Here is a 12,155-nt window from a genome sequence, read left to right as displayed (position 1 = left end):
CGCCACGGTGTGTCCGTTACGCCCCCGAAATTATCAGCCTTTTGCGGTTCTGATTGACTTGTCCCTGTCGTAGAACGGCATCTCTTCGGCCGTGGCGGCAATCTCGGTGCCGTCACCGTTGCGCACCGTCAGCACCGTTCCTGGCGTCGCGCAGGCGACCGGCATCCGGGCGATGCCTACATTGTGGCCGTTGATCTCGGAACACATGCCAAAGGTGACAACACCGACTTTTTCGCCATTTTGCAGCAAGTCCGCGCCCTCATCCGCCGGGGTGGTGCCCTCCAGCACAACGCCGAAGATCTTGAACCGTTCCTTGCCTTGGGCGGCATAGTGGTTCTCGGCCCCAACGAAGCCGGTCTTGCCGGGTGAGACGGTGAATTCCAGCCCCAGCTCCCAAAGCGTATCACCACAAGTCTCATCATCGAACGGATAGGTTTCGGAATTGTCACCGGGGTAGAACAGAAGATAGCTTTCAGTGCGCAACAGATCGAGGGTCGAAAACTGCACAGGCTGGATACCCATATCCTTGCCCTCGGAGAGGATGCTGTCCCACAGATGCACCGCGTGTTTGGCCTGACAGAAGATCTCATACCCGCGTTCACCGGTGTAACCAGTCCGCGAGATCATCACCGGACAGCCAAACAGCTTGGTCTGCAGAATGCCAAAATAGGCCAGATCGCGAATGCCGGGCACGTGGTTGGCCAGAAAATCAACGGCCACCGGCCCCTGCAATGACATGTCATGCATATCGTCGTCGAAAATCACCGAACAGTTCTTGCCTGCAGCGACCGAGGTCAACTGTTCCATGCCCGCCCCGGTGCCATGCACCACCAACCATGTGTTCACCGACAGGCGATATATGATGCAATCGTCGATGAACTTGCCCTCGGCATTCAGGATCGAGGCATAGGTCGACCGGCCCGGCATGATCTTTTCGACATTTCGCGTGGTGACACGGTCAATGACATAGGCCGCGTCTTCACCAACCAGATGTACCTTTTTCAGACCAGAGACGTCCATCAGACCCGCCTTGGTGCGAATGGCCCCGTAATCTGCTTTGGCGCGTTCCGGGCTGTGATCGTAGAACCAAGCGGTCCCCATACCGTTCCAGTCCTCAAGCTCGCCGCCGATCTCGGCATGTCGCTGCGCAAGGGCAGACGTCCTCCAAAGAATGGCCATGGTCCAGGTCTCCCGTTGATCGTTTTTGTTGGCCATATTGAGGCTGATGTGAACTTGAAAATCAACACTTGTGTGCAGATTTTTTTCCTGTTGGGAATATTTGCCTGCGATTTTCGCACCCTGAGCCGGTGTAAGATTGGTTCGATTAATTGTTGTTTTACAGATATTTAACACCGTAAATATTGCCCGAACCCGTAACCACATCACGGGCACCAAAGATGTTTGCCCCACATATCTATTGACAGGTGATCTCTGAAATTGTCCCCTGAGTTGATAATATTTCCCAGCAGGAAAATCCCCAAAGAGGGACCTCCAGCTGCAACAACAGGGAGACTACGAAGTGGATGGCAATCTAAACGCACTCACGACCGTATTTACCGAGTTTTATTACTGGGTGACGGTCGTCTTTATGTTCCTCATCCATGTGGGCTTTTGCATGTACGAAGTCGGCGCCAGCCGAGCCCGTAACCATATGCACACATTGATGAAAAACATCATGATCATTCCGCTGGTGACGGTCACATTCTTCTTCTTCGGATGGTGGATTTACTGGGCGTTTCCAAACTTTCCGTTCTGGGGCGGGCTGGACACCGAAGCTGGTGCCGCGAATCTGCCTTGGGCCAACACGATGGGCACCAATCTGGGTGATAGAATCACAGGGGTCTTTTGGGCCGCTTTCCTGCTGTTCTCATGGACTGCAGCATCGATCGTTTCGGGGTCCGTGATCGAACGGATCAGATCCTCGGCCTTGTGGGTCCACGCAGTAATGATCGGTTCGGTCTGGTGGATCATCGATGCTGCCTGGGGGTGGCATTACGGTGGCTGGATGGTGCGCATCCTGGGGTACCATGATGCTTATGCATCCGGCGTTATCCACGCCATCGCAGGCGGTTATGCACTGGGTGTGATTATGGTATTGGGTCCGCGCTTGGGCAAGTTTGCCAAAGACGGCACACCGCGTGATATCCCACCACATAATCCCTGGCTGCTGACCATCGGAATTTTCCTGATCTACACCGGATTTTGGGGATTTTATGCTGCGTGCAACGTGCCAGTGATCGCGCCCGAAGTGATCGACGGTCAGATTACCGGCGTGACGTGGACAGCGACCAACATCTATCTGGCTCCGACCACGCTGTCGGCGATCACCTTCAACTTCCTGATGTCACTTTCGGGCGGTCTGATGGCGGCTTATGTGATCTCGAAAGGTGATGCGTTCTGGACGTTCTCGGGCGGGCTAGCCGGAATTATCACTGCCTCGGCCGGAAACGATTTGTATCATCCGATTCAGGCAATGATCATTGCCGCAATCGGTGTCGTGATCGTCTACAAGCTGCATTACTGGGTCGAGCGCAAGTTCAAGCTGGATGACGCAGTAGGCGCTGTTGCCGTGCACGGCTACGCCGGTGTTGTGGGGTTGATCATCGCAGGCTTTGTTCTGTGGGGTGTCCCGTCTTCGCCATATGAAGGCTATGCCACGATCAACCCGGTGGGTCAGATCACCGGTGCGGTCATCATGTTCTTTGTACTGGGCTTTTTGCCCGGCTGGATTCTGGCGAAAATGCAGGCAGCTGCCGGCGTACTGCGCATCCCGGAAGAGGTCGAACTGCAAGGTCTCGATTACGCGGAACACCACGCCTATGAGGACGCCAAAGCGGCGATCATCGAAGCTGACAAACAAGAATTGGCCGCCCGTGCTGGCGCGGCAGCAAAATAAGGGAGAAAGACATGTCTACAAATGGATACTCAAGCTGGGCTGTCGATCTGGCCGAAGTCGGCCCTGTCTATCCCTTCCAGGGCTACGAGGTACTGATGGTCATCATAGGGGTCGCCTTCTGGATTGGCTGGCATCGCATCCAGTTTGTCCGCGAAGGCGAGCATCTGGAAAAGGCCCGCCACACCGGCGACGAAGAAAAGGTCAAAGCTCAGTTGGAACGATACTGATCCGGCCCTGAGACCTAGCAATGGGCGCGCGGAAGTAACCTCGCGTCCATTGCATGGTAGGAAAATTATTTTCCTGTCATTATTGTATTTCACTGGCTTTGTTGTTAGCGTCGAATCATAACGAAACACACAAGGAGATCTGCCAGCCATGTGCGGAATTGTCGGACTATTCCTTAAAGACCAGTCACTTGCGCCCGAATTGGGCAATATGCTGACAGACATGCTGATCACCATGACGGACCGCGGCCCAGACAGCGCCGGAATTGCCATTTATGGCACCGACGCCCTGGGCATGACCAAGCTGACCGTGCAATCCGCAACGCCCGAAGCCGATTTTGCAGGGCTGGCCGAGGATCTGGGCAAAGTCCTGGGTGTGACCATCACCCAGTCGGACAATGACACCCATACCGTTCTGCACTTGCCCTCTGATCAGTTCGAGGCCGCGCGGACCGCGTTGACCGATATCCGCCCCTCGGTCCGGATCATGAGCCGTGGCGATATGCTGGAGATTTACAAAGAGGTCGGCCTGCCCAAGGATGTGGCCGCTCGCTTTAACCTAAGCGGTATGAGTGGCACCCACGGTATCGGCCACACCCGCATGGCCACTGAATCTGCAGTGACGACAATGGGCGCGCACCCGTTCAATACCGGGTCTGATCAGTGCCTAGTTCACAACGGCTCACTTTCGAACCACAACTCGCTGCGCCGCAAGCTGCGCCGTGAAGGCGTGGTCATCCAGACCGAGAACGACACCGAAGTGGGTGCCGCCTACCTGACCTGGAAGATGATGAACGGTGCCAGCCTGGGCGAGGCGCTGCAATCCAGCCTGGACGATCTGGACGGGTTCTTCACTTTTGTCGTCGGCACCAAGGACGGGTTTGGCGTGGTCCGTGATCCGATTGCCTGCAAACCGGCTGTTATGGCGGAAACCGACCAATATGTGGCCTTTGGCAGTGAGTATCGCGCGCTGGTGAACCTGCCCGGGATCGAGCAGGCTCGCGTATGGGAACCCGAGCCCGCTACGGTGTATTTCTGGTCACACAATGATAGCCCAACGACACACGAAAAGGCCGCCTGAAATGCAGACATATGACCTGGAAGCAAACGGCCTGCGCGGGCTGAACTCGGCCCTGCAGGCGCAATCTGCCGCGACCAACCAGACAAGCTGGGAAGTTGTAAACCCCAAGGGCAGCCATGCGATTGCGGTCGGGCTGGATGCGCCCATCGAAGTAACGGTCAAAGGCTCGACCGGCTATTATTGCGGCGGCATGAACCAGCAGGCGACCGTCAAGGTCGAAGGCTCGGCCGGGCCCGGTGTGGCCGAAAACATGATGTCCGGTCAGGTCGTCGTAAACGGCGATGCCAGCCAGTATGCTGGGGCAACGGGCCATGGTGGATTGCTGGTGATCAAGGGAAATGCCAGCTCGCGCTGCGGTATCTCGATGAAGGGTATCGACATCGTTGTGCACGGCAATATCGGCCATATGTCCGCCTTCATGGCGCAGGCGGGAAATCTGGTGGTTTGCGGCGACGCGGGCGATGCGCTGGGGGACTCGCTGTACGAAGCCCGGCTGTTCGTGCGCGGCTCGGTCAAAAGTCTGGGCGCTGATTGCATCGAAAAAGACATGCGCCCCGAACATCTTGAGATTCTGAAGGATCTGCTGGACCGCGCGGGCTGTGATGCCAAACCGGAAGAGTTCAAACGCTATGGCTCGGCCCGTCAGCTTTACAATTTTGACGTCGACAACGCCGCCGCTTACTGAGGAAGAAGGGTATGAAAGATATGGACGATCAGATCCCCCGCACCCTGCCGATCCAGTCGGCGACATTCACCAACCCGATTAACGCCGAAATCCGGCGCGCGGCGGCCACTGGTATTTATGACATTCGCGGTGGCGGCGCCAAACGCCGGGTTCCGCATTTCGACGATCTGCTGTTTCTCGGAGCCAGCGTCAGCCGCTATCCGTTGGAAGGTTATCGCGAACGCTGCGACACTTCGGTGACGTTGGGTACGCGTTTCGCCAAAAAGCCGATCCAGCTGGACATTCCCGTCACCATCGCAGGTATGAGCTTTGGTGCCCTGTCTGGCCCGGCCAAAGAGGCTCTGGGCCGGGGCGCGTCCGAGGCTGGAACCTCAACCACAACCGGTGACGGCGGCATGACCCCGGAAGAACGCGGACATTCCACCAAGCTGGTCTATCAATACCTGCCATCGCGCTATGGGATGAACCCCAACGACCTGCGCAAGGCTGATGCGATTGAGATCGTTGTTGGTCAGGGTGCAAAGCCCGGCGGCGGCGGTATGCTGTTGGGACAGAAGATCAGCGACCGGGTTGCCGAGATGCGGACCCTTCCCAAGGGGATCGACCAACGCTCGGCCTGTCGCCACCCGGACTGGACCGGACCGGATGATCTGGAAATCAAGATCCTCGAACTGCGCGAAATCACCGACTGGCAGGTGCCGATCTATGTCAAAGTCGGCGCGACCCGCCCGTATTATGACACCGCGCTGGCGGTAAAGGCCGGGGCCGATGTGGTTGTCATGGACGGCATGCAGGGCGGCACCGCCGCCACGCAGGATGTGTTCATCGAACATGTCGGCCTGCCCACGCTGTCCTGCATCCGTCCTGCCGTGCAAGCACTGCAGGATCTGGGCGTACACCGCGAGGTACAGCTGATCATCTCGGGCGGCATTCGGACCGGGGCCGATGTGGCCAAGGCCATGGCCCTGGGCGCGGATGCTGTGGCGATTGGGACAGCGGCGCTGGTCGCCCTGGGTGACAACGACCCCAAATGGGAGACCGAGTACCAGCAGATGGGCACCACGACAGGTGCCTATGACGACTGGCACGAAGGTCAGGACCCGGCCGGGATCACCACGCAAGACCCCGATCTGGCCGCACGCCTGAACCCGGTCGACGCCGGGCGGCGGTTGCGCAACTATCTAAAGGTCATGACGCTTGAGGCGCAGACCATCGCACGTGCCTGCGGTCACAACCACCTGCACAACCTCGAACCCGAAGATTTGTGTGCCCTGACAATGGAGGCTGCTGCCATGGCGCGGGTGCCGCTGGCGGGAACCACCTGGTACCCGGGCAAGGAAGGCTTTTGAACGGATAACGCGCGGCTCTCGGATGGGGGCCGCGTTTTGCTTTGAAAAACCAAAAATCAACAGGGAAAGGAAAGCCATCGTGACGACAGATCTCGCAGCTTTCGCAAAAGAAAAAGGCGTCAAATACTTCATGATCTCGTTCACCGACCTGTTTGGTGGACAGCGGGCTAAACTGGTGCCCGCACAGGCCATTGCCGACATGCAGGAAGATGGCGCGGGCTTTGCCGGTTTCGCCACCTGGCTGGACATGACACCGGCCCATCCCGATATGCTGGCCGTGCCCGACCCTTCTTCGGTCATTCAATTGCCGTGGAAGCCCGAGGTCGCTTGGGTCGCCGGCAATTGTGTGATGGAGGGCAACGACGTCGCCCAAGCTCCCCGCAACGTGCTGCGTCGTCTGATCGACGAGGCCGCAGACGAAGGCATGCACGTGAAAACCGGCATCGAGGCCGAGTTTTTCTTGCTGACCCCGGATGGCGAACAGATCAGCGACCCGTTCGATACCGCCGAGAAACCCTGTTACGACCAGCAGGCGGTCATGCGTCGCTATGATGTGGTGCGCGAGATCTGCGACTATATGCTAGAGCTTGGCTGGGGGCCCTATCAGAACGACCACGAGGATGCGAATGGCCAGTTCGAGATGAACTGGGAGTTTGACGATGCTCTGCGCACCGCTGACAAACACTCGTTCTTCAAGTTTATGACCAAGTCCGTGGCCGAAAAGCACGGACTTCGGGCGACCTTCATGCCTAAACCGGTCGAGGGGCTGACGGGCAATGGATGCCACGCCCATATCTCGGTCTGGGATGCGCCGGGCAAGGCGTCCAAGACCAACGTATTCGCGGGCGACGGCGACGGCCCCACCGGTGAAGTAGGTCTGGGCGAGCGTGGCAAACATTTCCTGGGCGGGATCATGAAACATGCCAGCGCGCTGGCGGCAATCACCAACCCTACGGTGAACAGCTATAAGCGCATCAACGCGCCACGGACCATGTCAGGCGCAACATGGGCACCAAATACGGTGACATGGACCGGCAACAACCGGACACATATGGTCCGCGTGCCCGGCCCTGGCCGGTTTGAGCTGCGCCTGCCGGACGGTGCGACCAACCCATATTTGCTGCAGGCTGTCATCATCGCTGCAGGCCTGTCGGGCATCCGATCCAAGGCCGACCCGGGCAAGCGCTGGGACATCGACATGTATGCCGAAGGTCACAAGGTCCGCGGCGCGCCAAAGCTGCCGCTGAACATGCTTGATGCGCTGCGTGAATACGACAAGGACAAAGAGCTTAAGGCGATGATGGGTGCGGAATTCTCATCCGCCTTCCTGAAGATGAAGCATCAGGAGTGGAACTCGTTCGTTTCCCATTTCTCCCGCTGGGAAAAGGACAACACACTGGATATCTGATCCGCAAAACATATTCAGATCAGGGGGCTGTGACAGATGTCGCGGCCCCTATTTGTTCGACCCGTCGCGTGTGGCATCCACCTCGATCCGCCAATCCGGAACATCATTGACCAGCATCAACGCCACCCGGCGCAGAGTGGCGCGCATCTTGTCGACGATCGGACCACGCAGACCGCACTCAGCCAACGCGGCATCAAAGGTTTCCAGCCACAGCTCAGCGTCAGCTTCGCGAATGGGCACATGGGCGTGGATATCGCGCAGATCCATGTGGCCAAATCGTTCTCGGTAATAGGCCCGACCGCCCAAAAAACCGCTCAGGAATTCGAACTGCGCTTGCCTCGTGTGGTTCAGCCCATGGCCACGAAAATGCAGCCTGTGCAGGGAATGAACCGCCGGATCAGCTTCCATGCGGTCGTAAAAACACTCTACAAGGGCGCGCAGCTGATCTTCGCCGCCAAGTTGTTCCAATGCTGATGACATACGTCGAATCTCCGAGTCTTCGTTGTCAATAATATTGCATATCAGGAAAAAAAGTTTATCAACAGTGGCATGTTGGCGCTACTACTTTTTACGACCAGTCACAGGGCACACGGGTCCGAACCGGTCCGAGTGATCTGCGCATGAGCGCCCTTGCGCTTGGCCTTCTGGCGGCGCTGTGTTGGGGGGTACACGACCTGTCCGTCCGCTACATTAGCCAATCGGTCAGCGTGATAGCCTCGCTCATGGCGGTGCTGATCTTCGGGGCTCTCCTGCAGCTTTGTCTGGTGGCGGCCTGGGGCGATTTCAGCCCTATGTCCGGCAGGGCGGTGCTCTACGCAATCTCCGCAGGCGGGTTCTATCTAATGGCCGGTCTCAGCATGTATGCCGCCTTTCAGCGCGGTCCTGTCAGGCTCGTCGCGCCGCTTGTTGCCAGCTATCCGGTTCTGTCGATTACTCTGGCGATCTGGCGTGGCTCATCCGTCAGCCTCTGGCACTGGCTTGCCGTGATCGCAATCGGCGTCGGCGTGACGATCGTCGCGTCTCGCTCTGACCCGGCCGAGGCATCCTACCCCGCCCCGGCCCCGACCATTGTCTTGTCTCTGCTGGCGGCAATCGGGTTTGCAGCGGCCTTTGCCTTAGGGCAATACGCAACCGAACTAAGCAATGAATACACCGTTTCACTATTCGGGCGTCTGACGGCCATCCTGACGTTGGCCGCAATCGCCGCAGTAACACGCAGGCCGGTCTGGCCGGGGCGACGGGCTTTGCCGTTACTATGCGTGATGGGCCTGCTGGACGCGGTTGCAATCCTCAGCGTGGTCGCCGCCGGAGGATTACCCAACGCGCAATACGCCTCTGTCACGGCCTCAGTGTTCGGGTTGCTGACGGTGGTGCTGGCCTGGGCGGTCCTGAAAGAGGAAATGGTGCCTGCTCAATGGCTTGGATGCCTCATTGCGTTTGCCGGAATTGGCTATCTGGCACTCTGAAGTCATCACCCTCTTTCTTATGCGGTCAGGCCTTTTGGTTCTGGGAGTTTGTTTGCGCGGCAGCATGCGGTGAGGGTGTTGGCGAGGAGGCAGGCGATGGTCATGGGGCCGACGCCGCCGGGGACCGGGGTGATGGCGCCGGCGGTTTGGGCGGCGCTGGCGTAATCGACGTCTCCGACCAGGCGGGTTTTGACGCTGCCGTCCTCGTTGGTGCCTTTTTCCGGCGCGTCGATGCGGTTGATGCCCACGTCGATGACCGTGGCGCCCGGCTTGATCCAGTCTCCGGGCACCATTTCGGGACGGCCGACGGCGGCGATGACGATGTCGGCGCGGCGCACCACGTCAGGCAGGTCCTTGGTGCGGCTATGCGCGATGGTCACCGTGCAGCTGTCGCCCAGCAGCAGCTGCGCCATCGGCTTGCCGACAATGTTCGAGCGGCCAATCACCACCGCATCCATCCCCGACAGCGACCCATGGTGGTCGCGCAGCATCATCAGACAGCCCAGCGGCGTGCAGGGCACCATCGATTTCTGACCGGTGCCCAGCAGGCCGACATTCGAGATATGGAACCCGTCGACATCCTTGGCCGGGTCGATCGCGTTGATCACCAGATCTTCGTTCAGATGTTTGGGCAGCGGCAGTTGCACCAGAATGCCATGCACCGCCGGATCGGCGTTCAGCTGGTCGATCAGCGCCAGCAGGTCCGCCTGGGACGTGTCGACCTCCAGCTTGTGCTCGTATGAGCTCATGCCGACCTCAACGGTCTGCTTGCCCTTGGAGCGCACATAGACCTGGCTGGCCGGGTCTTCGCCCACCAGAACCACCGCCAGACCGGGGGTGATGCCGCTTTGCTCTTTCAGCTTTGCAACCTGATCGGCCACCTGCGCGCGTACTTTGGCGGCAAAAGCCTTACCGTCGATAACCTGGGCTACCATCCTGTGATCCCTTCTTTCAAAAACCGGCCCTCTGTCAAAACCGGAATAGGCGCATCAGCGCCCAGCCACTCAGTCAGGGCCAAGCACGCGTTCTTCACGCGCGATCGACCAGTCAATCAATATGCGCCACAGCTGTTCGGCAAGATCCGGGTCCATGCCCAGCTCGTCCGAGCCCGCCCTCACGCGCTGCACCACCTCTTCGACGCGATCCGGAATGCGGGCGGGCAGCCCTTCGGCCGGTTTCAGCTGCGCCGCGCGGTCGATATAGCCTGCGCGGGTCACCAGCATCGCGATCAGCTGGCGGTCCAGCCTGTCGATCTGAACCCGCAACTCCTGCATCGAAAGACAGTCTTGCGGCGGTGTCAGAGTGGGCATGTTCGTCTCCTCATGGCCCGGGGATCCCCCGGACCACGAGATGTCTTATCTGGCGGCTTAGAACAAGCCTTCGATCTCACCTGCGTCATTGAGGCAGATGCTTTCCGCCGCAGGTTTGCGCGGCAGGCCCGGCATGGTCATGATCTCACCGCAGACCACAACGATAAAGCCAGCGCCCGCGCTCAGGCGTACCTCGCGCACCGGAACCGAGTGGCCGGTGGGCGCACCGCGCAGGGTCGGATCGGTCGAGAAAGAATACTGCGTCTTGGCCATGCAGACCGGCAGGTTGCCATATCCGGCCTCTTCCCATTCCTTCAACTGGTTGCGGATCTTGGTGTCGGCCAGCACCTCATCGGCGCGATAAATACGCTTGGCGATGGTCTCGATCTTTTCGAACAGCGGCATGTCATCGGGGTAGATCGGCGCAAAGTTGGCAGAGCCACCCTCGACGATCTCCACAACCTTCTCGGCCAGCGGTGCCGAGCCTTCGGACCCCAGCTCCCAGTGGCGCGACAGCACCGCCTCGACCCCGTGATCGGAACAGTAATCCCGGACCGCCTGTACTTCGGCCTCGGTGTCGGTGACAAAGTGGTTGATCGCAACCACAACCGGCACACCAAAGGATTTGACGTTCTCGATATGGCGGCCCAGGTTGGCGCAGCCGTTTTTGACCGCGTCGGTATTTTCCGCGCCCAGATCAGCCTTGGCCACACCCCCGTTCATCTTCATCGCCCGCACCGTGGCCACCAGCACCACAGCCGAGGGCGCAATGCCCGCCTTGCGGCACTTGATGTTCATGAACTTTTCAGCGCCCAGATCGGCGCCAAAGCCGGCCTCGGTCACCACATAATCAGCCACTTTCAGCGCCGTTTTGGTGGCAATCACCGAGTTGCAGCCATGCGCGATATTGGCAAACGGCCCGCCATGGACAAAGGCCGGGTTGTTCTCCAGCGTCTGCACCAGGTTCGGCTGCATCGCATCCTTCAACAGCACGGTCATCGCGCCTTCGGCCTTGATATCGCGGCAGTAAACAGCAGTCTTGTCGCGGCGATAGGCCACGATGATGTCGCCCAGGCGTTTTTCCAGGTCCTTCAGATCGTTGGCCAGACACAGGATCGCCATCACCTCGGACGCCACGGTGATGTCAAAGCCGGTTTCACGTGGGAAGCCGTTGCTGACACCGCCCAGAGACGCCGTGATCTGGCGCAGCGCCCGGTCGTTCATGTCAACCACCCGGCGCCAGGCGACGCGGCGGATGTCGATCTCGGATTCATTGCCCCAGTAGATATGGTTGTCGATCATCGCCGACAGCAGCGAATGGGCGGATGTGATGGCGTGAAAATCCCCGGTGAAGTGCAGGTTCATGTCCTCCATCGGAACAACCTGCGCATAGCCACCCCCCGCAGCGCCGCCCTTCATGCCGAAGTTCGGGCCCAGCGAGGCCTCGCGAATACAGATCATCGCGTTCTTGCCGATCCGGTTCAGACCGTCGCCCAGACCTACGGTGGTGGTGGTCTTGCCCTCACCCGCAGGCGTCGGGTTGATCGCCGTCACCAAAACCAGCTTGCCATCCTCACGACCCTGAACCGAGTTGATAAACTCCTGGCTCACCTTCGCCTTGTCGTGGCCATAAGGCAGCAAATCATCACTGGAGATGCCAATCCTGGCCCCAATCTCCTGAATAGGCTTCTTATGCGCCTCGCGCGCAATCTCAATGTCCGATTTATAACTCATTG

The 12,155-nt window shown here is 59.0% G+C and carries 12 protein-coding genes; 7 read left to right on the top strand and 5 right to left on the bottom strand.

Translation table 11 applies throughout. The features are described from left to right. Window positions 1-33 precede the first annotated feature (33 nt). Window positions 34-1,179: an aminomethyltransferase family protein gene (locus SJY13_RS20180; protein WP_377193754.1), complete on the bottom strand. Its 1,146-nt coding sequence runs from the start codon at window positions 1,177-1,179 to the stop codon at window positions 34-36. Between the two features lie 340 nt (window positions 1,180-1,519). On the opposite strand from SJY13_RS20180, the gene SJY13_RS20175 reads away from it, so the two are divergent. The 6 genes from SJY13_RS20175 (at window position 1,520) to glnT (ending at window position 7,643) form a co-directional block, all read left to right on the top strand. Beyond that, the gene (locus SJY13_RS20175) at window positions 1,520-2,896 is read left to right on the top strand and encodes an ammonium transporter (protein WP_085824916.1); all 1,377 of its coding nucleotides are present in this window, start codon (window positions 1,520-1,522) and stop codon (window positions 2,894-2,896) included. An 11-nt stretch (window positions 2,897-2,907) separates the two neighbouring features. Continuing rightward, a complete protein-coding gene (locus SJY13_RS20170; RefSeq protein ID WP_085824915.1) occupies window positions 2,908-3,123 on the top strand; it encodes a hypothetical protein in 216 nt (71 codons plus the stop codon). A gap of 148 nt (window positions 3,124-3,271) precedes the next feature. Beyond that, on the top strand, window positions 3,272-4,201 hold the full coding sequence (locus SJY13_RS20165) for a class II glutamine amidotransferase (RefSeq protein WP_377193752.1): 930 nt from the start codon (window positions 3,272-3,274) through the stop codon (window positions 4,199-4,201). A 1-nt stretch (window position 4,202) separates the two neighbouring features. Further along, window positions 4,203-4,886 (top strand): GltB/FmdC/FwdC-like GXGXG domain-containing protein, encoded by a 684-nt coding sequence (locus SJY13_RS20160; protein WP_377193750.1) that lies wholly within the window; start codon window positions 4,203-4,205, stop codon window positions 4,884-4,886. 20 nt (window positions 4,887-4,906) lie between these two features. Further along, a complete protein-coding gene (locus SJY13_RS20155) occupies window positions 4,907-6,235 on the top strand; it encodes an FMN-binding glutamate synthase family protein (RefSeq protein WP_377194614.1) in 1,329 nt (442 codons plus the stop codon). A 79-nt stretch (window positions 6,236-6,314) separates the two neighbouring features. Continuing rightward, entirely contained in the window at window positions 6,315-7,643 is a 1,329-nt protein-coding gene (gene glnT / locus SJY13_RS20150; protein ID WP_377193748.1) for a type III glutamate--ammonia ligase, read from the top strand. A 48-nt stretch (window positions 7,644-7,691) separates the two neighbouring features. Here glnT and SJY13_RS20145 read toward each other — a convergent pair whose 3' ends face one another. After that, on the bottom strand, window positions 7,692-8,123 hold the full coding sequence (locus tag SJY13_RS20145) for a group II truncated hemoglobin (RefSeq protein WP_377193746.1): 432 nt from the start codon (window positions 8,121-8,123) through the stop codon (window positions 7,692-7,694). A 140-nt stretch (window positions 8,124-8,263) separates the two neighbouring features. On the opposite strand from SJY13_RS20145, the gene SJY13_RS20140 reads away from it, so the two are divergent. After that, a complete protein-coding gene (locus tag SJY13_RS20140) occupies window positions 8,264-9,109 on the top strand; it encodes an EamA family transporter (RefSeq protein WP_377193744.1) in 846 nt (281 codons plus the stop codon). A 17-nt stretch (window positions 9,110-9,126) separates the two neighbouring features. Here the strand turns inward: SJY13_RS20140 and folD are convergent, their stop codons facing one another. The 3 genes from folD to SJY13_RS20125 all read right to left on the bottom strand — a co-directional run bounded on the left by folD (window position 9,127) and on the right by SJY13_RS20125 (window position 12,153). Beyond that, window positions 9,127-10,044 carry a bifunctional methylenetetrahydrofolate dehydrogenase/methenyltetrahydrofolate cyclohydrolase FolD gene (gene folD / locus SJY13_RS20135; protein ID WP_377186122.1) on the bottom strand — a complete coding sequence of 306 codons (918 nt, stop codon included), beginning with the start codon at window positions 10,042-10,044 and terminating at the stop codon, window positions 9,127-9,129. Between the two features lie 69 nt (window positions 10,045-10,113). Continuing rightward, the gene (locus tag SJY13_RS20130; protein WP_085824930.1) at window positions 10,114-10,419 is read right to left on the bottom strand and encodes a chorismate mutase; all 306 of its coding nucleotides are present in this window, start codon (window positions 10,417-10,419) and stop codon (window positions 10,114-10,116) included. Between the two features lie 57 nt (window positions 10,420-10,476). Continuing rightward, the gene (locus tag SJY13_RS20125; RefSeq protein ID WP_377193742.1) at window positions 10,477-12,153 is read right to left on the bottom strand and encodes a formate--tetrahydrofolate ligase; all 1,677 of its coding nucleotides are present in this window, start codon (window positions 12,151-12,153) and stop codon (window positions 10,477-10,479) included. Window positions 12,154-12,155: the final 2 nt, after the last annotated feature.

Origin of the sequence: Ruegeria meonggei (genome assembly GCF_042768335.1) — a bacterium.
GTDB lineage: Bacteria > Pseudomonadota > Alphaproteobacteria > Rhodobacterales > Rhodobacteraceae > Ruegeria > Ruegeria meonggei.
This window is presented reverse-complemented; position numbering and strand designations above follow the sequence as displayed.

What these genes read in the sequence shown, in the direction of transcription:
- SJY13_RS20155 (WP_377194614.1), top strand. Translation starts at nt 4,907, where the DNA reads ATGGACGATCAGATCCCCCGCACCCTGCCGATCCAGTCGGCGACATTC.
- SJY13_RS20165 (WP_377193752.1), top strand. Translation starts at nt 3,272, where the DNA reads ATGTGCGGAATTGTCGGACTATTCCTTAAAGACCAGTCACTTGCGCCC.
- SJY13_RS20145 (WP_377193746.1), bottom strand. Translation starts at nt 8,123, where the DNA reads ATGTCATCAGCATTGGAACAACTTGGCGGCGAAGATCAGCTGCGCGCC.
- SJY13_RS20130 (WP_085824930.1), bottom strand. Translation starts at nt 10,419, where the DNA reads ATGCCCACTCTGACACCGCCGCAAGACTGTCTTTCGATGCAGGAGTTG.
- SJY13_RS20170 (WP_085824915.1), top strand. Translation starts at nt 2,908, where the DNA reads ATGTCTACAAATGGATACTCAAGCTGGGCTGTCGATCTGGCCGAAGTC.
- SJY13_RS20160 (WP_377193750.1), top strand. Translation starts at nt 4,203, where the DNA reads ATGCAGACATATGACCTGGAAGCAAACGGCCTGCGCGGGCTGAACTCG.
- folD (WP_377186122.1), bottom strand. Translation starts at nt 10,044, where the DNA reads ATGGTAGCCCAGGTTATCGACGGTAAGGCTTTTGCCGCCAAAGTACGC.
- SJY13_RS20140 (WP_377193744.1), top strand. Translation starts at nt 8,264, where the DNA reads ATGAGCGCCCTTGCGCTTGGCCTTCTGGCGGCGCTGTGTTGGGGGGTA.
- SJY13_RS20125 (WP_377193742.1), bottom strand. Translation starts at nt 12,153, where the DNA reads ATGAGTTATAAATCGGACATTGAGATTGCGCGCGAGGCGCATAAGAAG.
- SJY13_RS20180 (WP_377193754.1), bottom strand. Translation starts at nt 1,179, where the DNA reads ATGGCCATTCTTTGGAGGACGTCTGCCCTTGCGCAGCGACATGCCGAG.